The organism is Bradyrhizobium sp. 63_E2_N1_3, from assembly GCF_052076005.1.
GTDB classification, from domain to species: Bacteria; Pseudomonadota; Alphaproteobacteria; order Rhizobiales; family Xanthobacteraceae; genus Bradyrhizobium; species Bradyrhizobium barranii.
On record NZ_CP197235.1, the window covers coordinates 173853 to 199210 of the forward strand.

Sequence of the window (25358 nt, forward strand, 5' to 3'; positions counted from 1 at the left end):
CGGACAAGCGGGACAGGCTCGAAACCCCGTCCGCTAGGGTTGACTTCGCTCAACGGACAGATTAGACAGCGGACATAACCCTAACGGACAACAGGGGGCGTCTTTGGCTACAATCCTCTACGCGCGAGTATCCACCACCGACCAGACCGTCGAGCATCAGCGCACGGGGGCGGAGGCCGCTGGCTTCAAGATCGACCGGGTCGTCGCCGACCACGGCGTGTCGGGGATCAGCACTCGCCTTGCCGAACGCCCCGAGGGCAAGCGTCTCTTCGACATTCTCCGCAATGGCGACACTCTTGTGGTTCGCTGGATCGACCGCCTCGGGCGCAACTACGGTGACGTGTGCGACACCATCAGGGAGTTCATGCGGCGTGGCGTCGTCATCCGCACGGTGATCAACGGGCTCACCTTCGATGGTTCAACCACGGACCCCATGCAGCAGGCTGTCAGAGATGCGCTCATCGCCTTCATGGCTGCTACTGCACAGGCCAACGCCGAAGCCATCAAAGAGGCACAACGGGGCGGCATCGCACTCGCAAAGGCAACAGCGAGTGAGACGAAGTACCGGGGACGGAAGCCGACATTCAACAAGGACCAGCTCGAAACGGTCCGCAACATGCTGGAGCAGGCGGCGGGTGTTGGGCAAATCGCGACGGCAACGGGACTGAGCAGACAGACGATCTACCGGATCAAGGAGGACCCGGCCGGAGCCGCGGCGGCGCTGCAGAGTTGGGCCGCCTAGGGGATCAGCTCTAAGTGCATCTTCCCCGCTCTATCAGTGTTTTTAACCTCCCCACGACGGCCAAATCGTGGGGAGGAACCTCTTGTTCAACGTCTTCTTTACCCTACATCGGTAGAGCTACTTCAAGTACATCGGCCATGCCTTGAGCCCGTAGTCGTGGGCATCGAGGACGGTGCCATCAGGCAGTTTGCGGTACCGGCGAAAGATCACGTTGCGGTGCTTCTTCGGTGTCGTTGACTTAACCATTCGTCACATTCCTTTCTCCGACGGGTGTTGCGACGCAGGGGAAAGGCGAGTAACACTTGGACGGCCAAGACCAAGCTGCCTCTTCCCTTGTCGATCGTTCTTCGAACCGCGTCGGCAATCCGAAGACAAAAAAGACCACTTCGCCGCCACAGCGAGGTGGTCTTTTCACATTAGAACACTCAGCTTCAGCGTCTTGATGCGAAATTCAGCGCATTCGCGGCTGACCCCGAAACGCTGCATGATCTCTGCCACAGAAGTGCACTGCCTCACCAAGTGGCGCGGCATCAGCAAGGCCGCGGCGAAGCGATTGGCTTGCCACTCAGGGTCCCGAAACGCAGGCACCTTGCCGACCGATGCTGGCATGCGATTGAGCGTGCCAACGTGCATCATGGCATGGCCTGCCTCATGCGCCACTGTGAAGCGGTGCCGGGGCTGGCCCTGGACTGCGGCGTCGTAGATGTCTTCCCGCACCATGAACTGGCCCGTCAGGGGGTTCACAGCGCCCATCCGAGCACCAAGCAAATCGCCTTCCACCACATCGAACATGATGCCGGGGTTGAGGTGCTGAATGCCCAGCTCCACGAAAGGCACGACGGGGAAGTAGGGCACGTCGAGAAGCCCGAAGGCTTGGCGAACAGCATCCGCCAAGTCCTCGATGTTGTCGCCGGAACGCGGCGGAGCCTCGAAGATGATGTCACTCATTCGAACGTCTTCTTCAGCAGGAGATGCAGGCTGTCGCGCTTCTCACGAGGCAGCTCGCCGAAGCGAGCCAGAAGAGCGGCGGCCTCCCGGTCACCATCCGAGAAGTCAGAACGCACTGCGATCTTGAACTCACGTTGAGATGTCATTGCCGCATTCCTCAAGTTCGCCAATTCATCACCATTAAGCCCTGCCCAGACCGCGACCTTTTCGACCAAGCCGGCTGGGATAGCCTTTCTTCCAGTCTCAATTCCCGACAGAAAAGAGGTGGCCACTCCGATCCCCTGCGCCATATCTTTGAGAAGCCAACCCCGGTCGATCCGCAGCTTTCGCAGCGCCTTACCGAGCGGGTTAAGCATTGATGTCACTCCGGTTTGCCATTTTTTATCCTCGGTACGGTGGATTGATTTCACCGCACTAGGTGAATGTAGGCCACCTGACCTGAAAAATCAAGGGTTCCCGGCCTTTGCAAGCCAACGCTCCAATCGGTGTGGAACCCGCGGGCTTAGGCGGCTTGAGCTGACCGCGTTGGGATCACCAGCTCGTATCGAGGCAGCTTGCAGACCTCGACGTACAGTCCGGCAGGATCACCGTAGACCCGCTCATCCACGCTCTCACCAGCATGGCCGGTGATCATGCGCCGCTTCTCCTGATCCAGTCCGTGCTTTCGGCTCATCGTGATGAAGCGGTGCCGCCAGCCATGGTTCGGTGCAACACGCTTGTCGGGGACGATGTCTCGCACGAACTCAGCGAGCCGGTTCTTCAATGCCCGCAGCTTGCCCCGCACTTCCGCATCCTTGGCGACAGTCAGGAACAGATAACCTTTGGCTGATGCGGTGACGAACTCGATGAAGCCCAACTCGATCAGGTGTGGGTGCAGCGGCACTTCGCGTGCTTCCTTGTTCTTCACCGGACCAGCCTCAGGCGTGATCGTTGCCACGTAGTGGTCGCCCTCGCGGCGGATGTCGTCGCGCCGGAGCTGCGCCACCTCGCCAATCCGAGCGCCACTGTAGGCACACAGCCATGGGAGCCACCGCTTCGCCGCAGCCGTCTTTGCGTGCTCTTTCGCGGCACCGCTGTAACCAAGGGCGGTCTTCAGGATCGCCGCAGCTTCATCGTCAGTGAACCCCTTGCCTCGCTCGCGGACTTTCTTCTCGATCTTCAGCGTGACGCCTTGAGCCGGATTGCTTGGCAGCTTGTGGTTCCGAACGCCCCAGCTGAACACTGACTTCATCGCAGACAAGTCGACATCCTTCACAGTCTTCGGGGAGCGACCATCCGAGAGCCGCTTATCCTTCCAGCCGACGACATCGTGAGGGGTGATCCGGGCGGCGTCGTCGTGCCCCACAAAGGCGGCGAAGCGCGTGAGCACGGACTTGTACTCGCTGACCGTCTTCTCGGTGACACCCCCTGCCCGGCTCTCCAACTCCCAACCGGCGAACAGTGCTGGCACCGTCAGCCCTGCCTGACCGCTCGGAGCAGCGTCGGCCTCCCATTCAGGAAACCGCACCTCCACGAGGTCCGGCCCGTAGTCGCCTCTGCCCCTGCGCTCCAACAGCGCCGTAGCGTCCTTGAACGCCTCATGCAGGGCAGCAGCCAACCGGGCCCAGCTGTCATCGTCGATCCGTAGGGCCTTCCGCTGAAGCAGTTCGGCAACGAAGGGAGCCATCTCACGTCGCGCTGTGTCAGCGTCCCACCTGAGAGCGGCTTGGTGCAGCATGTTCCAGAGCGTTGCCCGGCCCGGATCGTTCTCCCAAGTCTTCTTCGCGTGACGGTAGGCTTCGCCCGCGAGCGCAATGACCTCCCGATGCGTGAGGCGACGCGGGGTCTCGCGCATGGAACGCCAGACATCATCAAGGTAGGCGAGCGCCTTGGCCTGCCGCGCTTTGGCCTCCCGAGGATCGTGAGTGCGCAGCGATACCCTGATTGTGGCATTGCGGCCAACCTGCACTTCCGCAGTCTCATCCCCCACGGGCACGCGCAGCACCACGCCCACCGCCTTGTCAGTCAGGTCAGCAGGAACGCGCTTTCGGAGATAATGAACGGAGGAGCCGTCGCGGCGGATAGGAGAGGCCATTCGCAGAAGCATGTGTACCGTCTCTGTGTACCAATTGAGACGGTCGATCACCCTTACTTATCAGGGACTTCAGCAACTTCAACAACATCGCGGAGCGATGGTGCCCAGGAAAGGACTCGAACCTTCACGGCCGTTAAGCCACTGGCACCTGAAGCCAGCGCGTCTACCAATTCCACCACCTGGGCATGCCGTTTGGGGCACGGAGGCGGTTACTACGGTTCGGTGACGCGGTTGTCAAATGCTGCTTGGCACCTGCGCGGGGATGCGGATTGCGCATCGCAAACCGGCCCGATACAAGCCTGATAACACGCACTCTTTCCGCAGGAATGGACCCCAGGAATGGATCCCATGGCATCGAATCTGGAAACTCTCGTCACGGTTTTCGGCGGATCGGGGTTTTTGGGCCGGAATGTCGTCCGCGCGCTGTGCCGGCGGGACTACCGGGTCCGCGTCGCGGTGCGGCGGCCGGAACTGGCCGGGTACCTCCAGCCGTCCGGCAAGGTCGGGCAGGTCCACACCGTGCAGGCGAATCTGCGCTATCCGGCCTCGGTCGAGGCGGCGCTGCGTGATTCGCATGTCGTGATCAATCTGGTCGGCATCCTCACCGAGGGCGGCGCGCAGAGCTTCGACGCCGTCCAGGCCAGGGGCGCCGAGACCGTCGCCAAGGCGGCGGCCGCCGCCGGGGCACGCCTGGTGCATGTCTCCGCGATCGGCGCCGATGCGGAATCGCCCTCGCGCTATGCCAAGGCCAAGGCGGCCGGCGAAGCGGCTGTGCTGGCCGCGGTGCCCTCGGCCACCATCTTCCGTCCCTCCGTGATGTTCGGCCCCGAGGACCAGTTCACCAACCGTTTTGCCGCGCTGGCGCGGATGTCGCCGGTGCTGCCGCTGATCGGCGCCGAGACCAGGATGCAGCCGGTCTATGTCGGCGACGTCGCCACCGCGATCGCGGATGCCGTCGACGGCAAGGCCAAGGCGGGCGCGACCTACGAGCTCGGCGGGCCGGAAGTGCTGACCATGCGCGAGATCATCGAAGCCATTTTGGCCATCACCGACCGCAAGCGGGCGCTGGTCCCGCTGTCGTTCGGCCTTGCTCGCTTCCAGGCCAACTTCCTGCAATTCGCGCCGGGTGCGCTGAAGCTTACGCCGGACCAGGTTACGCTGCTCGAGCACGACAATGTCGTGTCGGAGGCGGCCAAGGCGGCGGGGCTGACGCTGGAAGGCCTCGGCATTGCCGCGGATTCGCTGGAGGCCATCGCCCCGCAATATCTCTGGCGTTTTCGCGCGGCCGGGCAGTTCCAGCGAATGAGCGTTTGAGGTTTCCGCAGCGTCATGGCCGGGCTTGACCCGGCCATCCACGTCTTTCTCACCGCGGCCACCAAGAACGTGGATGCCCGGCACAAGGCCGGGCGTGACGAGACTGTGGTGTGGGTCGCAACCGCCTCAAAACTTCAGCTTCTTGAACACCGCTTCCGGCAGCGTCTTGATGATCAGCATCACGAGACGCCATTTGCCGCTGACATAGACGACGTCGGTCTTCTTCTCGACGGCGTTGAGGATCGCATCGCCGACGACCGGCGCCTCGACGGTGAGCGGGCCGATCAGCTTCATGCCTTCCGTCATTTTCGTGCGGACGAAGCCGGGTTTTACGGTGACGACATGGACGCCGTCGCGGCTGGCGCGGGCGCGCAGGCCCGACAGGAAGGCGGAGAAGCCTGCCTTGGCCGATCCGTAGACATAATTGGAGGCACGGCCGCGATCGCCGGCGACGGACGAGACGCCGACGAGCGTACCACTGCCGCGCGCCAAAAATTTCTCTGCGAACAGGCCGAGGATCAGCGACGGGCCCTCGTAGTTCGAGCGCATGATCGTGGTGGCGTGCGCGAGATCGCTCTCGGCATTTTGCTGCACGCCCAGTAGGCCGACGATCGAGACAACGACATCAGGCAACGCAGGAAGGCCGCTCACAAAACCCTCGAACGAAGCGGTATCGAGCACATCGAATGTGTGGAGGCCAACCTCGACATTGTAGCGCGCGCGCAGATCGGCGGCGTCAGGCTCGAGTGCGGCGACGTCACGGCCCGCGAGGGCGACATCGTATCCGGCCTTGGCAAAGGCGCGCGCGGCGGCGCGGCCGATATCGGAGGAGCCACCGAGCACAATTGCGGACTTGCGTGACGTCACGGCTTAAACCTCATCGAACAGGCGTTGTGAAAGTTTTGAGCGGATGGTCCCGGCGGGATCGAGCGATTTGCGGATTGCGTTGAAGCGCCGCAAGGCCGGATAGCCAGCTTCGAACGTGGCGCGCGACTGGCGTGCATCCTTGGCCAGATAAAGCCGGCCGCCGGCGGCGACGACCAGGCGGTCGATCTCGTCGAGGAAATTCAGGATGTCGCCCTTCACCGGGAAATCCAGCGCCAGCGTGTAGCCGGGCAGTGGGAACGACAGGATGCCGTCGCCCTGGCCGAGTTTCTTGAGCACCGCGAGGAAGGAGGCATCGCCGCGCCGGGCGACGCGATCGAGGATCTCGCCGAGCACGGCGCGGGCGCCCAGCTCCGGGATCACGCATTGATGCTGGAGAAAACCGCGCCGGCCGTAGATGCGGTTCCAGTCACTGATGCTGTCGAGCGGGAAGAAATACGGATAGAGCGAGACCACATGGCTGGCGCCGGCGCGCCGCGCGCCCATGCGGTAGTAGAGCTCGTTGAAGGCGCGGATGCTGTAGCGGTTCAGCGTCATCGACGGCAGGTCGACGGGCACCGCGAGGCCGGGATTTTTGCCGGCGGGAAATGCACCGGCGCCGTCGGCAATCTCGCCCGTCCTTGCGTGCTCGCCGAGATAGATCAGCGAGCGGCCGAGATCGCTGCCGCGTGCGGCACAATCGATCCAGGCCACCGAATAGGTCGCGGAATCGCCCGCATCGAGCGCGCGCATCGCGGCATCGAGATCGGATGCGGAGATCACCCGCTCGCGGATCCACCCCGTTTCGACCGGTCGTAGCCGCATCGTCGCCTCGAGGATCACCCCGGTGAGGCCCATTCCGCCGACGGTCGCGAAGAAGGCATCGGAATTCTGTTCGCGCGAGGCCTCGATGGTCTCGCCCTGCCCGGTGCGCAGCAGGATGCTGTCGACATAGCGGCCGAAACCACCCTCACAATGATGGTTCTTGCCGTGGACATCGGCGGCAATGGCGCCGCCAACCGAGACGAAGCGCGTACCCGGCACGACGAAGGGCAGGAAGCCGCGCGGGCCAAAAGTGTCGATCAGGTCCGACAGCAGCACGCCGGCTTCGAGCCGGATGCGTCCGGTCACGGGATCGAACGACCGGACCCGGTCGAACCCCGTCATCGCGATGGTCCTTGCGGCGCCGATCGCGGCATCGCCATAGGCGCGGCCGTTGCCCCTGGCCACGGAGCCCGTCACCACGGCTTCGCCCACGGCCTCGAACGACCGCGGCCGCAGCAGCTCGCTATCGACGACCGGGAAACGCCCCCAGCCGCTGACGAGGGTCATAGTTCAGCTCCTGTGCCGGGCGCGCCGCCCTGCTCTGGAAACTGCCTACCGATCAAAAGCTTATATTGCGTTGAGGCGCGTCAGTGAGTTTTCGAGAGGTTAACGGCCGAGCGCCAGCGCGATCAGGCCGAGCGTGCCGACGATCACGCGCCACCAGGCAAACACCGCGAAGCCGTGGCGGGTGACGTAGCTCAAGAAAGTCTTCACGACGATGATCGCGGTGATGAACGACACCACGAAACCGATCGCGACGATGCCCATGTGGTCCATCGTCATCTCGGAGCGGTTCTTGTAGAAATCGTAGGCGAACGCGCCGATCATGGTGGGGATGGCGAGGAAGAACGAGAACTCCGCCGCCGCGCGCTTGTCGGCGCCCAGAAACATCGCGGCGACGATGCTGGCGCCGGAGCGCGACACGCCCGGGATCATCGCGATGCACTGCGCGATGCCGATATAGAGATACATCAGCAGCGGAAAGCGGGTGGCGTCATGCTCGCGCGCCTTGAGATCGAGCCGATCGACCCACAGCAGGATGGCGCCGCCGACGATCAGCGAGAAGCACACGACCCACGGATTGAACAGCAGGCTCTTGATGTATTTGCCGGCGACGAGACCGACGATGACCGCGGGCAGGAACGCCACCAGCACGCCGATCACGAAGCGGCGCGCATAGGCGTCGCCGGTGAACATACCGATCGCGACGTCCCACAATTTCTTGAAGTACAGCACGACGATCGCGAGGATCGCACCAAGCTGGATCAGAACGGTAAACGAATCCCAGAAGGCGCCTTCGCCGAGATGGAAGAAGCGCTCCGCGAGCAGAAGGTGGCCGGTCGAGGACACGGGAAGGAACTCGGTCACACCCTCGATGATGCCGAGGATCACTGCCCGTATTGCGTCTGACATATTTACGGTCCATTTCCGCTGGAAAAGCGGGGCTCTTCTCGCCTATTCGTCCTGCTCTCGCAATCGCAAAATGCGACGTCACGCCCTTGCCTCGCGGTTTTGAAGGACTAGTGTGGCGCCGCACAAACATTGATGGATTCTTAATCACCATCAAATAGTCAAAGGCTTCATGTTTACGCTGTTTCATCATCCGTTCTGCCCGCATTCGCGTTTCATCCGCCTGATCGCGGGAGAATACGGGCTCGAATTGCGGCTGGTCGAAGAACGCAGCTGGGAGCGGCGCGAGGCATTTCTGCTGCTCAATGCGGCCGGCACCACGCCCGTCCTGGTGGACAAGGAACAATCGCCCATACCGGGCGCCGCGATCATCGCCGAATATGTCGATGAGGCCTACGGCGCCGACATGGGACCGAAGCGCCTGATGCCGGAAACGGTCGCCGAGCGCGTCGAGGTGCGCCGGCTGATGGCCTGGTTCAACGAAAAATTCTTCGAGGAGGTCTCGCATCCTCTGGTCACCGAGCGCATCTACAAGCGCTTCATGAGCGAGGAGAACGGCGGCGGCGCACCCTCGGCCGACGTGATGCGAGCCGCCAAGGCCAACGTGCGCTATCATCTGGCCTATATCGGCTGGCTGGCGCAGACGCGGAACTTCCTCGCCGGCGACCGGCTCACCTACGCGGACCTCGCCGCCGCGGCGCATCTCTCGGCGATCGACTATCTGGGCGACGTGCCATGGAGCGAGGACGACGCAGCAAAGGCGTGGTACGCGCGGGTGAAATCCCGCCCGTCGTTCCGTCCGCTGCTGAGCGAATGGCTGGCGGGCGTGCCGGCATCGCGGACCTACGTGGACCTCGACTTCTGAACTCGGATCCGACCGAATTGAAGGCGGCGCTTGCAAACGAGGCACGCGCGCTCGGCTTCGACTGCATCGGCATCACCGCATCCGGCACGATCGAAAACGCCGGAAAGCATTTTCTCGAATTCATCGCCTCGGGCGGCCATGGCGACATGGACTGGCTTGCAGCACACCCCGAGCGCCGCGTCGATCCACGCGGGCTATGGCAGGACGTGCGCAGCGTCATCATGCTCGGCGTCAATTACGGGCCCGACCAGGATCCGCTCGCGATCCTGCAGCAGCGCACGCGCGCGGCGATCTCGGTCTATGCGCAGGGCGACGACTACCACGATCTCATCAAGAAGCGCCTGAAGGCGCTGGCGCGCTGGCTGGTCGCGACCGCGCCATCGGACGTAAAGGTGTTCGTCGACACCGCGGCGGTGATGGAGAAGCCGTTGGCGCAAGCCGCGCATCTGGGCTGGCAGGGCAAGCACACCAATCTCGTCTCGCGCGAGTTCGGCTCCTGGCTATTCCTCGGCGCGATCTACACGACGCTCGAGCTGCCGCGCGACGACGCCGAGATCGATCATTGCGGCTCATGCCAGGCGTGCCTCGACATCTGCCCGACGTCGGCGTTTCCGGCGCCCTACAAGCTCGATGCGCGGCGCTGCATCTCGTATCTGACCATCGAGAACAAGGGACCGATCCCGCGCGAGTTTCGCAAGGCCATCGGCAACCGCATCTATGGCTGCGACGATTGCCTTGCAGCGTGTCCCTGGAACAAGTTCGCGCAGGAGGGACGCGAGGCAAAGCTCGCCGCGCGCGACGAATTGCGCGCGCCGTCGCTCGCCGAACTCGCACGGCTCGACGATGCATCGTTTCGCGCGCTGTTCACGAAGTCGCCGGTGAAGCGCATCGGCCGCGACCGGTTTTTGCGGAACGTGCTGATCGCGATTGGTAACTCCGGTGAGGCGATGCTGGCGGAGGAGGCGCGGCGATTGCTCGGCGATGAGAGCGCTTTGGTGCGTGGCGCTGCGGTGTGGGCGCTGGAGCAGCTGGTGTCGCGCGGAGAGTTTGAGGCGATGAGGTTTGCCACGGCGAGCAACGAGCACGACGACAGCGTGCGTGAAGAGTGGCAGGCCGCTTCCTAATTCTCGGTGTCATGCCCCGGCTTGACCGGGGCATCCAGTACGCCGCGGCCTCTCGATTGAACCACAATCGTCTCGGAGTACTGGATCGCCCGGTCAAGCCGGGCGATGACACCGTTGTTGTGATGAGAGCGCTTCGCGCCTCCTCACCCTGAGGATTGGGGGACCTTGATTTCCTCACGCGTTTCCTCAAAGTCGCGCGTCATGACAAACATGCCTTTCTTCACCCGCGACGGCGATACATTCCATCCGACGGAAGTGGCCAACGGTCCCTGGGATCCGAAATCGCTGCACGGACGCGTCATCGTCGGCCTGCTCGGCTTCGCCATCGAGGAGCGCCATTCCGGCCCGGAATTCGTCCCGGCGCGGCTCACGGTCGACATGTTTCGGCTGCCGACCATCGACAAGCCGATCGAGGTGACGACGCGGCTGGTGCGCGACGGACTACGCATTCGCGTGGTCGAGGCCGAATTTGTCTCCGGCGGCGTCAGCATGGCGCGTGCCTCGTGCCAGCTGCTGCGCAAAACGCAGAATCCGGACGGCAACGTCTGGTCGCCGCCGAACTGGGACGTGCCGAAGCCGGACGACATTCCCAAGCCCACCGATCCCAGGCTCGGCATGAACGGCAAATGGACGACGCGGCCGATCGTCGGCCATATGGGCTCGCTCGGTCCGCGCCGGCTCTGGATGAGCGAGGTGCGCGAGCTCGTGGCCGGCGTGCCGATGACGCCGTTCGTCCATGTCGCTGTCGGCGCCGATTTCGCCAGCCCCTTTGCCAACGCCGGCGACAAGGGGCTCGGCTACATCAACAGCGACGTCACGATCTATCTGCATCGGCTGCCAGTGACGAACTGGATCGGCTTCGACGTGGTCAATCACCAGGCGACCGATGGTGTCGCGATCGGCGAATGCTGGCTCTACGACGAGCAAGGCCCGATCGGCACCGCCACGGTCGCAGCACTGGCGCAGCGCAAGCCGATGGCGAATCCGTCGAAGCGGTAGTCGTTACTGTCATTCCGGGGCGCGCGCCAAGTGGCACGCCCCGGAATGACAAGAGGAGAGGGGCCGCGCGGCTACGCCAGATGCCGCTTCATCTCCGGCCGCGCTTTCAGCTCAGCACCCTGCTTGCCGACGATCTTCGCAATCCGTTCCGGCGCAAACTTCAGATCGACGAACGCCGGCGCGGTGTTGGCGACCTCGTGATAGCTCACGATCCTGCCGTCGCGCAGCGTCATGATCGCGACGCCCTCGAACATCGCCCGCGCGCCGTTCGCTTCGGCCAAGGTCGAGCGATAGCTGAAGGTGTAGCGCGCATAGAGCGTGGTGCCGTCGGTGACGGGATCATGCATGTCCCAGCGGAAATCGGTCGCCGTGCGATAGAACCAGTCGTCGACCATCGCTGCGATCTTTTCGCGGCCTTCGAAGGCGCCGTAGAAGACGTCGTGATAGACGCCGTCCTCGGTGAAGAGATCCGCGAAGGCTTTTCCGTTACGCTGTTCGACGGCGTCGCAAAAGGTGCGCAGCATGGCAGTGGCGGTCATTGGCATTTCTCCCATTCTCGCTCTTCGTCATGCCCCGGCTTGACCGGGGCATCCAGTACGCCGCGGCTTCTCGGCTAAAGCACGATGGCCTCTGGAATACTGGATCGCCCGATCAAGTCGGGCGATGACACCGAATGTTGGGCGGCAGTCTCACCCGATCTCGGCCACCGCGGCAAGAATGCGGGCGATATCTTGCGGACGGGAGAGGCGGTGATCGCCGTCCTGGATCATGGTGAGCACGACGTCGTCGGCCGGCAGGCGATGCGTCAGCGCGAATGCGTGCTGCCAGGGCACATCCGGATCCTGCGCGCCCTGGAGGATGCGGACGGGACAGCCGAGATCGATGGCGCTGCCGAGCAGCAAATGATTGCGGCCCTCCTCGATCAGATTCCGCGTGATCGGATAGGGCGAGCCATCGCCATAGTCCGACGGCCGCAGCCAGAAGCCCTTGGTCTCGATTTCTTTCTTCACCGCAGGCGAAAAATTCTTCCACATCAGCTCCTCGGTGAAGTCGGGCGCCGGCGCGATCAGCACCAGGCCCGCAAGCGACGCTTTACTGGCCCGCTTCCTGATCTCGCGCGCGAGCAGCAGCGCCATCCAGCCGCCCATGGAGGAACCGATCAGAACCTGCGGGCCGTCGCAGAACCGCTCGAACACCGCCACGCTGTCCTCGAGCCAGCTTCCGATGGTTCCATCGGCGAACTCGCCGCCGGATTCGCCATGGCCGGAGTAGTCGAACCGGACCGCGGCGCGGCCGTGGTCCGCGGCCCAGGCATCCAGCGCCACGGCCTTGCTGCCCTGCATGTCCGACTTGAACCCGCCGAGCCAGACCAGTCCGGGTCCGCGACCGGCGCGGCTGCGCACCGCGATCCTGCGTGCGGACGGTCCCTCGCCCACATCGATGAAGCCGAGCACGGCTTCGGGAATTGCATTGCTCATGGAACGTTTACTCTGGTTGTTCGGTTTGAGCTGTCTGGATGCGTTCCGAGGCCCAGCCCAGCATCGCTATTGCCCTTTGGGACGCTTGCGGAACAGAAGCAAGGTGTCTATGTCCTGCAGCGTGCCCATGGGCGTGACCAAAATGCCTCGCATTTGAGGCTTTTTCGCCTCCCGCACGCGACTTGCTTGCCGGCAAACGCATCTTCCTTCAGACTAGCCGCCTCTTTCACAATTTTGGAGAACCACCCATTCGCCGTCCCAATAAAGCCCCGCCCGTTGCCAGCAAAGACGGGCCGCGCATCAATGATGATATTCGCAATGCGCAAATCCAGCTGATCGATCAGACCGGTGACAACAAGGGCACGGTCGAAACCGTCATGGCCATCCGTATGGCCCAGGAAGCTGGCATGGATCTGGTCGAGATTTCGCCGAATGTCAGCCCTCCCGTCTGCAAGATCATGGACTACGGGAAGTACAAGTATTCCGCCCAGAAAAAGGCCGCCGAAGCCCGCAAGCGGCAGAAGATCGTCGAGATCAAGGAGATCAAGCTCCGCCCGATGATCGACGACCACGATTACGACGTGAAGATGCGCGCGATGCAGCGGTTCTTCGAAGAAGGCGACAAGGTCAAGATCACGCTGCGCTATCGCGGCCGCGAAATGGCGCACCAGGAGATCGGCACCAAGCTTCTGGACAAGATCAAGAACGACGTCGCCGAGCTCGCCAAGGTCGAGCAGGATGCCAGGTTCGAGGGCCGTCAGGTCGTCATGGTGCTGGCGCCGCGCTGACGTCCGTTTTTCAGGACTGAGAGTTCAACGGCCCGTCCGGATTTCCGGCGGGCCGTTTGTGTATCAGGACCGGGTCGCATGCCAGATGCCGCTGCACCGGTCGCCGGAAATGATGCCGTTCCAGGAGCCTGCACCGGCCACCCCGCCGAGCCGGCCGCCTCCACTGGCGTGGGACGCGCCGACCGAGACCTGGACCGCGACGGCGCCGCCGCGACGAACCGTGCCGGAGACCCGGCCGCCGCCGGCGGATGACACCCGGCCGCCGGTGACGGTGAAGGGGACGCTGTAACCGGAACTGCAATTGCCCCGCGTGGTGGCGAAAGTGACATTCCAGATGCCGTCATAGCTGCCGATACGGGCGTCGGCGGTCGAGGGCAGCACGGCCGTGGCCAGCACGGCAAGCAGCGCCAGGCGGCGCGGGCGGGCGAGGTCCGTCAAGGACGAAAGCGATCGGGGAAAATGGGCCATTTTGGTCTTGCTCCAGGCGACATGGCTTGGACATATGGGTGGTAACTTCGAATAGTCGCCGGGCAGGTTTCGGCGGTTCAGCGTTGCCATTTGGCTTGTCCTCTGTCATAAGCCCAGCCTTCATCGCCCGGCTGATTAAGGGCTGCCGTGGCGGTGTCCGTGCGGGTTTCGCGCTTGTTCGTAAAACCTGAGCACAATCAACGCTCTAACGAGCATTTTTGACGGCCAGCCGCCTTCGCGGGCGGGTTTCTGTGGCCATTAGGAGAGCCAAATGCCCAAGCTGAAGACCAAATCGGGCGCTAAAAAGCGCTTCAAGGTGACTGCCACCGGCAAAGTGATGCACGCCCAGCGCGGCAAGCGTCACGGCATGATCAAGCGGACGAAGAAGCAGATCCGTCAGCTGCGCGGCACTCGCGTGCTGTTCAAGACCGACGGCGACAACGTCAAGAAGTACTTCTTGCCGAACGCCTGATCGCGTCCAAGATCGTCGAAGATCATTGCCACCTCCGCCGCGCTCGCGCGGCGATCCGAAAACCAAGTCATCTCTGAAGGATTTTGTCATGTCTCGCGTCAAACGCGGTGTGACCGCCCACGCCAAGCACAAGAAAGTCTACAAGGCCGCCAAGGGTTTCTATGGCCGCCGCAAGAACACCATCCGCGCCGCCAAGCCGGCCGTAGAAAAGGCCCAGCAGTACGCGTTCCGTGATCGCAAGCGCAAGAAGCGGACTTTCCGCGCGCTCTGGATCCAGCGTCTCAACGCCGCTGTGCGTCCGTTCGGCCTGACCTACAGCCGATTTATCGACGGTCTCGCCAAGTCGGGCATCACCGTGGACCGCAAGGTGCTGTCGGATCTCGCGATCCACGAGCCTGCGTCGTTCCAGGCGATCGCCGAGAAGGCCAAGGCTGCGCTGGCCGCCTAAGCGGCTGCTTCAGAGCAAGCCCAGCACTAATGGCCGGCTCCGCCGGCCTTCAGCGCACGTCGCGAGTAACGCTGGGCGACCTCCGCCCGGCAGAAGGCCGTGGCCGAGATATACATGGTGCCGGACTTGTTCCGGTACTTCCGGTCGCAGACCCGCAACTCGCGCTGATAGCTGAGCTTCTGCGGCGTTCTCAGCCGGCCGACAAAATCGGCCTCGCACTTCTTCTCGACCGCTTCGCCGAATTGCACGTCGCCGCTGGCGCCGTATGCGCAAGCATCGAACAGCGTCATGGCACGGTCGCAGCTCGGCGCCGCGTTCAGGACCGCGATGATGTCATCCATCGACGTCGATTTGGCCGGGCATTCCTCCGCGGCGTGAGCCGCGCTCCCCAAAAGAACCAAGCTCAAGCCGACCACCCAGGATCGTAAACGCATCGTCTTCTCCCTCGACTTCAGGTTGGTGCCAGCCATGCCTATAGGGTTCAAATGCCCTGCATTTACGACGGCTATACGGCTTGACGTTCCGGCCCGGCTGCGGCCACAACCGGCAGCGTTTTGAAAGGATCCGACCGTGTCCGACCTCGCCAGTCTCGTCCAATCCATCCTCGCGCAGATCAGTGCTGCCGGGGACGAAGCCGCCCTCGAAGCCGTCCGCGTCGCGTCCCTCGGCAAGAAGGGCTCGATCTCCGCCTTGCTTGCGACGCTCGGCAAGATGTCGCCGGACGAGCGCAAGACGCAAGGCGCCGCGATCAACCAGGCCAAGGACGAGGTCACCCAGGCCCTCGCCGCGCGGCGCGACGTGCTGAAGTCGGCGGCGCTCGATGCGCGGCTCGCATCCGAGACCATCGACGTCACCCTGCCGCTGCGCGATGCGCCGACTGAAGCCGGCCGCATCCATCCGCTGAGCCAGGTCTGGGACGAGTTGACGACGATCTTCGCCGACATGGGATTCTCGGTCGCGGAAGGCCCCGACATCGAGACCGACGACTACAACTTCACCAAGCTGAATTTCCCGGAAGGCCATCCCGCCCGCGAGATGCACGACACCTTCTTCTTCCATCCGAAGGAGGACGGCTCGCGCATGCTGCTGCGAACCCACACCTCGCCGGTGCAGGTGCGCACCATGCTGAGCCAGAAGCCGCCGATCCGCGTGATCTGCCCGGGCCGCACCTACCGCATCGATTCGGACGCGACCCACACGCCGCAATTCCACCAGGTCGAAGGCCTCGTCATCGACAAGCACTCGCATCTCGGCCACCTCAAATGGATCCTGCACGAGTTCTGCAAGGCGTTCTTCGAGGTCGATCACATCAACATGCGCTTCCGGCCGTCGTTCTTCCCGTTCACCGAGCCGTCGCTGGAAGTCGACATCCAGTGCCGCCGCGACAAGGGCGAGATCCGCTTCGGCGAGGGCGAGGACTGGCTCGAGATTCTCGGCTGCGGCATGGTGCATCCGAACGTGCTACGCGCCTGCGGCATCGATCCCGACGAGTACCAGGGCTTTGCCTGGGGCATGGGTATCGACCGCATCGCCATGCTGAAATACGGCATCGCCGATTTGCGCCAGCTGTTCGACAGCGACGTCCGCTGGCTGTCCCATTACGGCTTCAAGCCGCTCGAACTGCCGACGCTTGCGGGAGGACTGAGCTCGTGAAATTCACCCTCTCCTGGCTGAAGGATCATCTCGACACCGACGAGCCCCTGGAAAAGCTCGCCGACAAGCTCACTATGATCGGGCTCGAGGTCGAGAACATCGAGGACAAGGCGAAGGCGCTGAAGCCGTTCACCATCGCGAAGGTGATCTCGGCCGAGCAGCATCCGAATGCAGATCGCCTGCGCGTCTGCATGGTCGACACCGGCGATGGTGGCGCACCGGTGCAGGTCGTGTGCGGCGCGCCGAATGCGCGCACGGGCCTGGTCAGCGTGTTCTCGCCTCCGGGCACCTACATTCCCGGCAAGGACATCACGCTCGGTGTCGGCACCATCCGCGGCGTCGAGAGCCGCGGCATGCTGTGCTCGGCGGCCGAACTCCAGATCTCCAACGACCATGACGGCATCATGGAGCTGCCGGCGGATGCGCCGATCGGCGCGGCATACGCCGCATGGGCGGGCCTCGGCGATCCCGTGGTCGAGATCAATCTGACGCCGAACCGACAGGACTGCACCGGCGTGCACGGCATCGCCCGCGATCTTGCCGCGGCCGACATGGGCAAGTTCAAGGACCCCACGATCAAGCCGATCAAGGGTGAATTCCCGTGCCCCGTGAAGGTCGCGGTCGAGGACGCCACGCTGTGTCCGGGCTTCGCGTTGCGCCTGGTGCGCGGGGTGAAGAACGGGCCGTCGCCGGAATGGCTGCAGAAGCGGCTGACCGCGATCGGGCTGCGTCCGATCAATGCGCTGGTCGACATCACCAACTTCATGACCTACGACCGCGCGCGCCCGCTGCACGTGTTCGACGCCAAGAAGGTGAAGGGCAATCTCGTGGTGCGCCGCGCCCGCGACGGCGAGACGCTGCTGGCGCTCGACGGCCGCACCTACAATCTCGATCCCGCCATCTGCGTGATCGCGGACGAGCACGGCGTCGAATCGCTCGCCGGCATCATGGGCGGCGAAGCCTCGGGCTGCGACGAGAACACCACCGACGTGCTGATCGAATCGGCGCTGTGGAACGAGATCAACATCGCCCAGACCGGGCGCAAGCTCGGCATCAATTCGGACGCGCGCTACCGCTTCGAGCGCGGCGTCGATCCGGCCTTCATGGTGCCGGGACTGGAGCTCGCCACCAAGCTCGTGATGGAAATATGCGGCGGCGCGCCGTCCGAGAACGTCGTGGTCGGAAAGGCCTTCGGCGACGACCGGGTGATCGATTTTCCTGTTACCGAGGTCAAGCGGCTCTCCGGCATCGAGGTGCCGCAGCCGGAGATGAAGCGCATCCTGACCCATCTCGGCTTCATGATGGCCGGCCCGGGTCCGGTGGTGAAGATCGCGGTGCCCTCGTGGCGCACCGATGTGCATGGCAAGGCCGACATCGTCGAAGAGATCGTGCGCATCTACGGCGTCGACAAGGTGCCGATGACGCTGTTCGAGCGCGGCGAGGACGCGCGCAAGCCGGTGCTGACGCCGCTGCAGCTCCGCACCCGTCGCGCCAGGCGCGCACTCGCGAGCCGCGGCATCATCGAAGCGGTGACCTGGTCCTTCATCACGAAGTCTGCGGCAACCCTGTTCGGCGGCGGCCAGCGCGAGCTCGAAGTGGCCAACCCGATCGCCTCGGATCTCTCCGACATGCGGCCGACCCTGTTGGCGGGCCTGATCGCGGCGGCGCAGGCCAACGCCGATCGCGGCTTCGGCGATGTCGCGCTGTTCGAGGTCGGCCAGCTGTTCAAGGGCGACCGCCCGCAGGATCAGTTCATGGCGGCCAGCGGCGTTCGGCGCGGCTTTGCTTCGTCCGAAGGTCTGGGACGGCACTGGTCGGGTTCGGCGCAGGCCGAATTGTTCGACGCCAAGGCCGACGCGCTCGCGGTGCTTGCCGTTGCCGGTGCACCGATGCAGGCGCTGCAGATCGTCGCGGGCGGACCAGCCTGGTTGCATCCGGGGCGTTCCGGCACGATCCAGATCGGCCCGCAGAACGTGCTCGGCTATTTCGGCGAGATGCATCCGAGCGCGCTCGAGGCGCTCGGCGCCGACGGCCCGCTGATGGTGTTCGAGGTGATCCTCGACCGCATCCCCGAGGCGAAGAAGAAGCCGACCCGCGCCAAGCCCGTGATCGAGCTGTCGGCCTTCCAGCCGGTGTCGCGCGATTTCGCCTTCATCGTCGACCGCACCATCAAGGCCGGCGACATCGTTCGCGCCGCGCAAGGCGTCGACAAGAAGCTGATCACCGGCGTGAATGTCTTCGACGTCTACGAGGGCAAGGGCATCGATGACGGCAAGAAGTCGATCGCGATCGCCGTGACGATCCAGCCGCGCGAGAAGACGCTGACCGATCAGGAGATCGAGGCCGTCGCCGGGAAGATCGTGGCGGAAGTCACGAAGAAGACCGGCGGCGTCTTGCGCGGATGACCCTTGCGGATGTTCTTCCGAAGGACGTCAGCCTCACCGTTGCGATGGCGCTCTGCGCCGTCGCTTTCGTTTCGGGCACCGCGCGCGGCTTCTCCGGCTTCGGCTCGGCGCTGATCTTCATGCCGCTGGCGAGCAGCATCGCGGCGCCGCGTCTCGTTGCCGCGCTGCTCCTGGTGATCGATTTCGTCGCGGCCCTGCCGCTGCTGCCCGACGCGTGGCGGAAGGCGGACCGCAAGGCCACCGCGGTAATCGTGCTGGGCGCGCTGGTCGGCGTGCCGGTGGGCACCTATTTCCTCAGCGTGCTCGAGCCCGTCACCACGCGCTGGATCATCTCCTGCTTCGTCGCTGCGCTGTTGCTGCTGCTGCTGTCCGGCTGGCGCTATCGCGGCAAGGACCACGCCTGGCTCTCGGTCGGCATCGGCGGCCTCTCGGGCTTCTGTAGCGGTCTGGCGCAGACCGGCGGCCCGCCGATCGTCGGCTACTGGCTCGGCCGCCCCATCGCGCCGATCGTCGCGCGCGCCAATATCGTGCTGTTCTTCGGCGCGTCGGATTTCTTCTCGATGGTCAGCTACGCGACGACCGGCCTGATCTCACGCGAATCGCTGGTGCTGTCGCTGATCGTCGGCCCGGTCTATGCGATCGGCGTCGCGTTCGGTGCGTCGCTGTTCGGCCGCGCCAGCGAAAAAGTGTTTCGCGCGATTTGCTACGGTCTGATCGCGATGGCGGTGATCGCGGGGCTGCCGGTGCTGGACGGGATTTTGCGGTAACAATCTCCGCGGTCGTCCCTGCGAAAGCAGGGACCCATACCGTGTGATTTGTCGATAAGCGCAGGTGGCAGTACCGACCAAGGACCCCTAACTGCTAGCTTTCGCCAAACCACTCCCTGTGGTTATGGGTCCCCTGCGTTCGCAGGGACGACAGCGGAGTGTTTGGCGACTTAATTGTCCTACTGTCGAGGCGCGCGGCGCTTCTTCGTCGACTGCGTCGGCACGTCGGCCGACTCGTCCTTGAGCGCGCCGATCTTGCGCAAGGCCGCATCGGCTGCGCGCTCACCGCTTTCCCAGGCGCCGTCGACGGTGCCCCACAGCGTCTCGTGCGTGGCTTCGCCGGCGAGAAACATGTTGCCGATCGGCTCGGTCAGGATTTTTCGCGAGAGCTGCCCGCCGGGCGAGGCCGCCGACATCGCGCCCATCACGAAGGGCGAGGCGTTCCAGCGCGTCGCGGTGGTCTTCTGCACGGCGGCCGCCGCCTCGCTGCCGAACAGCTTCGTGATCCATTCCCTGGCGAAGGCGACCATCGCCTTCTCGCCCTGCTCGGAGAGATCGCGGCCGAACGAGCCGCCGACATCGATCGAACACAGTGAAGAGCCGCCGATATTGGCGAGCATCAGCGCCGTGCGCGTCGAATTGCTCTGCTCGATGAGGATGTCGTCGCGCGAGAGCCCCAGCGGATTACCCGGCAGTTGCAGCACAATGCGATCGTAGCTGCCGAGCGTGAGCTTCGACGCCGCATCGAGCGTGCGCTTGGGAATATCAGGCCCGAACTTGATCGCGCCCGACGTCAGCACGTTGGTCGAGACCGTGACGATGGCGGCGCGTGCGGCGATCCTGCCGGATGGCGTCTCCACGCTGACATCGCGATTGCTCCAGACAATCCTGCTCACCGGCGTCGCCAGCGCCACCGGCGCCTGTTCGCCGAGCCTGGTGATCAGGGTCCCCAGGCCCTGGCGGCAGGCGATCGCGGTGTTGCGGTCCTGCGCACGCGCCTTGTCGATCGCCGACAGCTCCTTGAGGTCTTTGCCCGCAAAGCTCGCACCGAGCACGAATTCGGCCGCACCGGCCCAGTCACCGAGATCCTTCGGCAGCACCGAGGCGCAGGCCGTATCGAGCTTGCCGCGTCCGGCCTCGTCGATGGCGCGGTTGGCGCGCACCAGCGCCGCCAGGAACTGTTCGGTCTCGCCCGCGCGCGCATTGCGGCGGCCGATACGCATCTTCTGGCCAGTCGGTGCCGGCAGGACGTCGAGCCCGGCACTGCGCGCCAGCCGGATCATCGGATTGGTCTCGGGATTGTGCATCCAGCGCGCGCCGCGATCGAACGGCACGTCGAAGGTCGTGCTGTCCGTGACGCAGCGGCCGCCGATCTGGGATGCCGCTTCCACGACCACGACCTTGCGGTTGGCCGCCATGATGCGCCGCGCCGCGGCAATTCCGGCCGCTCCCGCACCGATCACGACGATGTCGGCCTCGCGCGGCAGGGGTGCGGCAGTCGCGCGCAGGACCGGCATCGCGGCAAGAGCCGCCGACGCCGATAGGAAGCTGCGGCGCGTGATTGTCATGTCATGGTTTCCGGGAACTTGCGGCGAACGGGAACAGCCCGCGAACCTTGCTGCATCTGGTGTCGCACGGCAACCATCATGGTGAATCAATCGTGCTTGATCTCACAGAGTGATGAACCGAATTGCAACACGTTTCGACCATGATAGAGAAGGGAAAAAGACGGCCGGAAAAGGCCGTGGGGGGAGTTTGAAATGGGGACGGTTCTGGACTCAGTCGGCAAGCTGATTGCCGCGTACCTCTCGAAGGAGGTGCCGGGCTACGAGCCGTTCACGCCGAGCGACCCGGAGCACCTGCGCGGCGTCATCGAGCCCGGCGACGTGCTGCTAGTCGAGGGCAACAACCGCATCTCCGGCATCATCAAATATCTGACGCAATCGACCTGGTCCCATGCCGCGCTCTATGTTGGTCCGGTCGAGGGCGCCACGGAGCCCAATGGCGAGCCGCATGTGCTGATCGAGGCCAATATCGGCGAGGGCGTCACCTCGGCGCCGCTGTCGAAATATTTCCCGTATCACACCCGTGTCTGCCGCCCGGTCGGGCTGTCCTATGAGGACCGCACCACGGTCTGCCGCTATGCGATCAACCGCATCGGCTTCGGCTACGACACCAAGAACATCGTCGACCTGATGCGCTTCCTGTTCCCGCTGCCGATCCCGCAACGCTGGCGGCGGCGCATGATCTCGATCGGCTCGGGCGATCCGACAAAAATCATCTGCTCGGCGCTGATCGCGCAGGCCTTCGATGCCGTGCGCTATCCGATCCTGCCGAAGATCACCAAGGCCGGCAGCCGCGCCGCCCGCCGCGAGATCCTGCACATCCGCGATTCCTCGCTCTACATGCCCCGCGACTTCGACATCTCGCCCTATTTCGAAGTCGTCAAACCCACCATCGTGCACGGCTTCGACTACACCGCGCTGCACTGGGCCGACAAGCAGAAGCCGCTCGAGGAGGTAGCGGGCACATTCAGTGTGTTTCCAGAAACGCTCAGTGCGCCGCCGCTCGTTCCTGAGACGGTTGACGAAGAAGCGCCGACTGAAGTTCCGGCTGAAGAAGTGAGCGCGCAGCCCGCGGAGATGGGCGCCATCTGCTCCGAGCATTTTGTGCTGCTGAACGAACTGGCGATGTACCGCGCGCGGGGACGCGCGCAGGAGATGGCGGCGTAAGCATCGCGCCTGCCGTCGTTCCGGCAAAGGCCAGGAGAGACGTTGCACCGCTCTTTCCACCGTCATTGCGAGCGTAGCGAAGCAATCCAGAGTCCCTCGGCGGAGGCAATCTGGATTGCTTCGTCGCTGCGCTCCTCGCAATGACGATGGTGAGAGCCTACCGTTCCGCCCGCCCGATCACCGCCATCAGCTCCGCGATCTTCTCGCGCTGATCGGCCTTGTCGCCGCTCGCGATCGCGTGCTCGACGCAATGGGCGACGTGATCCTTCAGAACCTCTTCCTCGACCCGGCGCAGCGCGGCACGCACGGCCGAAATCTGCGTCACGATGTCGATGCAATAGCGGTCCTCCTCGACCATCTTCGAGAGGCCGCGAACCTGACCCTCGATCCGGCCAAGACGTTTTCCGACGGATGCCTTGATGTCCTTGCGCATGCGCTCTATATACCCCCCTAGGGTATATGTTGCAAGGCCGGAGCATGGCAATGAACGACGCCGAAAACGGGCACCATCACACGTCGGAAACATCGTCCGGATGCGGCTGTTCCGCCAAGGCTGCTCCCGAGGCCGCCCCCACGGGTGCTCCGCCAGCCGACAAGCCCGCGGCGTCCTCCTGCTGCGGCGGGCACGGCGATCATGCCCAGCACCACGCGCATGACCATGGCGCCGCCGCGACCACAGTCCTCGACCCCGTCTGCGGCATGACGGTCGATCCCGCCACCTCGAAGCATCACCACACACATCACGGCGAGACCTTCCATTTCTGCTCGGCCGGCTGCCGCACCAAATTCGCCGCCGATCCCGCAAAGTATCTCGTCAGAGAGAAGGCGCCCGAACCCGAGATGCCCGCGGGCACGATCTACACCTGCCCGATGCATCCGGAGATCCGCCAGGTCGGACCCGGCAGCTGCCCGATCTGCGGCATGGCGCTGGAGCCGGAGGTCGCGAGCCTGGAGACGGGACCCAATCCCGAGCTTGCCGACATGACGCGGCGGTTCTGGATCGGTGGCGCGCTGGCGCTGCCGGCGGTGGTGCTGGAGATGGGCGGCCATCTCGCCGGACCACACGACTGGATCGATCCGGCGCTGTCGAACTGGATCCAGCTCGTCGTCACCACGCCCGCCGTGCTGTGGGCCGGCTGGCCGTTCTTCGTCCGCGGCTGGCAGTCTCTGGTCACCCGCAACCTCAACATGTTCACGCTGATCGCGATGGGCACGGGCGTCGCCTATCTCTACAGCATCGTCGCGACTGTCGTGCCGCAGATCTTCCCGGCGGCCTTCCGCAGTCATGATGGTGCCGTTGCCGTCTATTTCGAGCCCGCCGCTGTGATCACCGTGCTGGTGCTGCTCGGCCAGGTGCTGGAGCTGCGCGCCCGTGACGCGACGTCGGGTGCGATCAAGGCGCTGTTGCAGCTTGCGCCAAAAACCGCGCGCCGCGTCGATGCCGATGGCGGCGAGCACGAGGTCGAGATCGATGCGCTCCACGCCGGCGACCATTTGCGCGTCCGCCCAGGCGAGAAGGTGCCGGTCGACGGAATTATCCTCGAGGGACGCTCCGCGCTCGACGAATCCCTCGTCACCGGCGAATCCATGCCGGTCACCAAGGAGCCAGGTGCAAAAGTGATCGCCGGGACGCTCAACCAATCGGGCGGCTTCATCATGCGCGCCGACAAGGTCGGGCGCGAGACGCTGCTGTCGCAGATCGTGCAGATGGTCGCCGACGCGCAGCGCTCGCGCGCGCCGATCCAGCGGCTGGCCGACCAGGTCGCTGGCTGGTTCGTGCCGACCGTGATCGCCGTCGCCATCGCCGCCTTTGCCGCCTGGGCCTGGTTCGGACCGGAGCCGCGGCTGGCGTTCGGCCTCGTTGCCGCCGTCAGCGTGCTGATCATCGCCTGCCCCTGTGCGCTCGGCCTGGCGACCCCGATGTCGATCATGGTCGGCGTCGGCCGCGGCGCGCAGGCGGGCGTGCTGATCAAGAACGCCGAGGCGCTGGAGCGGATGGAGAAGATCGACACGCTGGTGGTCGACAAGACCGGCACGCTGACCGAGGGCAAGCCCAAGGTGGTCGCGATCGTCCCGGCTGCCGGCTTTGCGGAGGACGACATCCTCCGCATTGCGGCCAGCGTCGAGCGCGCCAGCGAGCATCCTTTGGCCGACGCCATCATGCGCGCCGCGAAAGAGAAGCAACTCACCCTCGCTCAGGTCGAACAGTTCGACTCGCCGACGGGCAAGGGCGCGACCGGAATAATCGACGGCAGGAGCATCGTGCTCGGCAACGCAAGATATCTGGTGTCGATCGGCATCGACACCAGGGCGCTCGATGCCGAGGCCGAACGCATGCGCCAGGACGGCGCCACCGTGATCAACATGGCCGTCGACGGCAAGCTGGCCGGCCTGTTCGCGATCGCCGATCCAGTCAAGGCCTCGACCCCGGAAGCGCTGAAAGCGCTGGCCGATGAAGGCATCAAGGTCATCATGCTGACCGGCGACAATCGCACGACGGCGGAAGCGGTGGCGCGCCGGCTCGGTATCGCCGAGGTCGAGGCCGAGGTTCTGCCCGACCAGAAGAGCGCGGTGGTGACGAAGCTGCAAAAGGCCGGGCGCAGCGTCGCGATGGCGGGCGACGGCGTCAACGACGCGCCCGCACTGGCCGCCGCCGAGGTCGGCATCGCCATGGGCACCGGCACGGACGTGGCGATGGAGAGCGCCGGCGTCACCCTGCTGGGCGGTGATCTCACCGGCATCGTGCGTGCGCGAAGACTGTCGCAGGCAACCATGAGCAACATCCGGCAAAACCTGTTCTTCGCCTTCATCTACAACGCCGCCGGCATTCCGATCGCGGCCGGCATCCTCTATCCCGCGTTCGGCATCCTGCTGTCCCCGATCATCGCCGCGGCGGCGATGGCGCTGTCCTCGGTGAGCGTGGTCGGGAATGCGCTGCGGCTGCGCGGGACCCGGCTGTGAGGATGACGGTGCGCTCCCTCG

The 25358-nt window shown here is 64.5% G+C and carries 26 protein-coding genes and 1 tRNA gene; 13 read left to right on the forward strand and 14 right to left on the reverse strand.

Features of this window, described 5'->3' with window-relative positions; genetic code table 11:
• The first annotated feature begins 103 nt into the window (after positions 1 to 103).
• Positions 104 to 742 (forward strand): recombinase family protein, encoded by a 639-nt coding sequence (locus AB7531_RS00765; protein ID WP_441279826.1) that lies wholly within the window; start codon positions 104 to 106, stop codon positions 740 to 742.
• Between the two features lie 117 nt (positions 743 to 859).
• Here AB7531_RS00765 and AB7531_RS00770 read toward each other — a convergent pair whose 3' ends face one another.
• The 5 genes from AB7531_RS00770 to AB7531_RS00790 form a co-directional block, all read right to left on the reverse strand.
• Positions 860 to 988 (reverse strand): hypothetical protein, encoded by a 129-nt coding sequence (locus tag AB7531_RS00770; RefSeq protein ID WP_441279827.1) that lies wholly within the window; start codon positions 986 to 988, stop codon positions 860 to 862.
• A 165-nt stretch (positions 989 to 1153) separates the two neighbouring features.
• Positions 1154 to 1690, reverse strand: a complete 537-nt coding sequence (locus AB7531_RS00775; RefSeq protein WP_441279828.1) for an ImmA/IrrE family metallo-endopeptidase — start codon at positions 1688 to 1690, stop codon at positions 1154 to 1156.
• A complete protein-coding gene (locus AB7531_RS00780; RefSeq protein WP_441279829.1) occupies positions 1687 to 2046 on the reverse strand; it encodes a helix-turn-helix domain-containing protein in 360 nt (119 codons plus the stop codon). Before AB7531_RS00780 ends, AB7531_RS00775 begins: the two co-directional genes overlap by 4 nt.
• A gap of 146 nt (positions 2047 to 2192) precedes the next feature.
• Positions 2193 to 3776, reverse strand: coding sequence for a DUF6538 domain-containing protein (locus AB7531_RS00785; RefSeq protein WP_441279830.1), 1584 nt, complete (start codon positions 3774 to 3776; stop codon positions 2193 to 2195).
• 86 nt (positions 3777 to 3862) lie between these two features.
• Positions 3863 to 3949: transfer RNA gene (locus AB7531_RS00790), tRNA-Leu, on the reverse strand.
• Between the two features lie 163 nt (positions 3950 to 4112).
• Between AB7531_RS00790 and AB7531_RS00795 the strand changes: the two genes are divergently transcribed.
• Complete coding sequence (locus tag AB7531_RS00795; protein ID WP_063985966.1) at positions 4113 to 5078, forward strand: complex I NDUFA9 subunit family protein; 966 nt, start codon at positions 4113 to 4115, stop codon at positions 5076 to 5078.
• 126 nt (positions 5079 to 5204) lie between these two features.
• Here the strand turns inward: AB7531_RS00795 and AB7531_RS00800 are convergent, their stop codons facing one another.
• From AB7531_RS00800 to AB7531_RS00810, 3 genes are all read right to left on the reverse strand, one after another.
• Positions 5205 to 5945 (reverse strand): SDR family oxidoreductase, encoded by a 741-nt coding sequence (locus tag AB7531_RS00800; RefSeq protein ID WP_063980217.1) that lies wholly within the window; start codon positions 5943 to 5945, stop codon positions 5205 to 5207.
• 3 nt (positions 5946 to 5948) lie between these two features.
• Positions 5949 to 7274: an FAD-binding oxidoreductase gene (locus AB7531_RS00805; RefSeq protein ID WP_063980218.1), complete on the reverse strand. Its 1326-nt coding sequence runs from the start codon at positions 7272 to 7274 to the stop codon at positions 5949 to 5951.
• Between the two features lie 99 nt (positions 7275 to 7373).
• Complete coding sequence (locus AB7531_RS00810; RefSeq protein ID WP_063980219.1) at positions 7374 to 8180, reverse strand: undecaprenyl-diphosphate phosphatase; 807 nt, start codon at positions 8178 to 8180, stop codon at positions 7374 to 7376.
• A 169-nt stretch (positions 8181 to 8349) separates the two neighbouring features.
• Here AB7531_RS00810 and AB7531_RS00815 point away from each other — a divergent pair, with 169 nt between their 5' ends.
• The 3 genes from AB7531_RS00815 to AB7531_RS00825 all read left to right on the forward strand — a co-directional run bounded on the left by AB7531_RS00815 (position 8350) and on the right by AB7531_RS00825 (position 11165).
• A complete protein-coding gene (locus AB7531_RS00815; RefSeq protein ID WP_063980220.1) occupies positions 8350 to 9042 on the forward strand; it encodes a glutathione S-transferase family protein in 693 nt (230 codons plus the stop codon).
• Positions 8991 to 10166, forward strand: coding sequence for a tRNA epoxyqueuosine(34) reductase QueG (gene queG, locus AB7531_RS00820; protein ID WP_063980221.1), 1176 nt, complete (start codon positions 8991 to 8993; stop codon positions 10164 to 10166). The genes AB7531_RS00815 and queG overlap by 52 nt, the downstream gene beginning before the upstream one ends.
• Positions 10167 to 10367: 201 nt before the next feature.
• Positions 10368 to 11165 carry an acyl-CoA thioesterase domain-containing protein gene (locus AB7531_RS00825; protein ID WP_028169709.1) on the forward strand — a complete coding sequence of 266 codons (798 nt, stop codon included), beginning with the start codon at positions 10368 to 10370 and terminating at the stop codon, positions 11163 to 11165.
• A 71-nt stretch (positions 11166 to 11236) separates the two neighbouring features.
• Here AB7531_RS00825 and AB7531_RS00830 read toward each other — a convergent pair whose 3' ends face one another.
• Entirely contained in the window at positions 11237 to 11704 is a 468-nt protein-coding gene (locus AB7531_RS00830) for a nuclear transport factor 2 family protein (protein ID WP_014490871.1), read from the reverse strand.
• A 150-nt stretch (positions 11705 to 11854) separates the two neighbouring features.
• Positions 11855 to 12643 (reverse strand): alpha/beta hydrolase, encoded by a 789-nt coding sequence (locus AB7531_RS00835; protein ID WP_063980222.1) that lies wholly within the window; start codon positions 12641 to 12643, stop codon positions 11855 to 11857.
• Between the two features lie 248 nt (positions 12644 to 12891).
• Between AB7531_RS00835 and infC the strand changes: the two genes are divergently transcribed.
• Positions 12892 to 13431, forward strand: a complete 540-nt coding sequence (infC, locus tag AB7531_RS00840; protein ID WP_071917037.1) for a translation initiation factor IF-3 — start codon at positions 12892 to 12894, stop codon at positions 13429 to 13431.
• A gap of 63 nt (positions 13432 to 13494) precedes the next feature.
• On the opposite strand, the gene AB7531_RS00845 is transcribed toward infC, so the two are convergent.
• Complete coding sequence (locus AB7531_RS00845; protein WP_063980224.1) at positions 13495 to 13899, reverse strand: hypothetical protein; 405 nt, start codon at positions 13897 to 13899, stop codon at positions 13495 to 13497.
• A 271-nt stretch (positions 13900 to 14170) separates the two neighbouring features.
• Here AB7531_RS00845 and rpmI point away from each other — a divergent pair, with 271 nt between their 5' ends.
• Positions 14171 to 14371 carry a 50S ribosomal protein L35 gene (gene rpmI / locus AB7531_RS00850; protein WP_008539890.1) on the forward strand — a complete coding sequence of 67 codons (201 nt, stop codon included), beginning with the start codon at positions 14171 to 14173 and terminating at the stop codon, positions 14369 to 14371.
• A gap of 88 nt (positions 14372 to 14459) precedes the next feature.
• Positions 14460 to 14819: a 50S ribosomal protein L20 gene (rplT, locus tag AB7531_RS00855; RefSeq protein WP_014490867.1), complete on the forward strand. Its 360-nt coding sequence runs from the start codon at positions 14460 to 14462 to the stop codon at positions 14817 to 14819.
• Between the two features lie 26 nt (positions 14820 to 14845).
• Here the strand turns inward: rplT and AB7531_RS00860 are convergent, their stop codons facing one another.
• Complete coding sequence (locus AB7531_RS00860) at positions 14846 to 15253, reverse strand: hypothetical protein (RefSeq protein WP_063985967.1); 408 nt, start codon at positions 15251 to 15253, stop codon at positions 14846 to 14848.
• 136 nt (positions 15254 to 15389) lie between these two features.
• Between AB7531_RS00860 and pheS the strand changes: the two genes are divergently transcribed.
• The 3 genes from pheS to AB7531_RS00875 are packed head-to-tail and all read left to right on the forward strand — an operon-like array spanning position 15390 to position 19644.
• On the forward strand, positions 15390 to 16472 hold the full coding sequence (pheS, locus tag AB7531_RS00865) for a phenylalanine--tRNA ligase subunit alpha (RefSeq protein ID WP_063980225.1): 1083 nt from the start codon (positions 15390 to 15392) through the stop codon (positions 16470 to 16472).
• Positions 16469 to 18877, forward strand: a complete 2409-nt coding sequence (pheT, locus tag AB7531_RS00870; protein WP_441279831.1) for a phenylalanine--tRNA ligase subunit beta — start codon at positions 16469 to 16471, stop codon at positions 18875 to 18877. The genes pheS and pheT overlap by 4 nt, the downstream gene beginning before the upstream one ends.
• A complete protein-coding gene (locus tag AB7531_RS00875) occupies positions 18874 to 19644 on the forward strand; it encodes a sulfite exporter TauE/SafE family protein (protein WP_231143742.1) in 771 nt (256 codons plus the stop codon). The genes pheT and AB7531_RS00875 overlap by 4 nt, the downstream gene beginning before the upstream one ends.
• A gap of 179 nt (positions 19645 to 19823) precedes the next feature.
• Here the strand turns inward: AB7531_RS00875 and AB7531_RS00880 are convergent, their stop codons facing one another.
• On the reverse strand, positions 19824 to 21212 hold the full coding sequence (locus AB7531_RS00880; protein ID WP_063980227.1) for a flavin monoamine oxidase family protein: 1389 nt from the start codon (positions 21210 to 21212) through the stop codon (positions 19824 to 19826).
• Between the two features lie 192 nt (positions 21213 to 21404).
• On the opposite strand from AB7531_RS00880, the gene AB7531_RS00885 reads away from it, so the two are divergent.
• Positions 21405 to 22376 carry a YiiX/YebB-like N1pC/P60 family cysteine hydrolase gene (locus AB7531_RS00885; RefSeq protein WP_063980228.1) on the forward strand — a complete coding sequence of 324 codons (972 nt, stop codon included), beginning with the start codon at positions 21405 to 21407 and terminating at the stop codon, positions 22374 to 22376.
• 157 nt (positions 22377 to 22533) lie between these two features.
• On the opposite strand, the gene AB7531_RS00890 is transcribed toward AB7531_RS00885, so the two are convergent.
• Positions 22534 to 22809, reverse strand: a complete 276-nt coding sequence (locus AB7531_RS00890; RefSeq protein ID WP_007598521.1) for a metal-sensitive transcriptional regulator — start codon at positions 22807 to 22809, stop codon at positions 22534 to 22536.
• 50 nt (positions 22810 to 22859) lie between these two features.
• On the opposite strand from AB7531_RS00890, the gene AB7531_RS00895 reads away from it, so the two are divergent.
• On the forward strand, positions 22860 to 25337 hold the full coding sequence (locus AB7531_RS00895) for a heavy metal translocating P-type ATPase (protein ID WP_063980229.1): 2478 nt from the start codon (positions 22860 to 22862) through the stop codon (positions 25335 to 25337).
• The last annotated feature ends 21 nt before the right edge of the window (positions 25338 to 25358 follow it).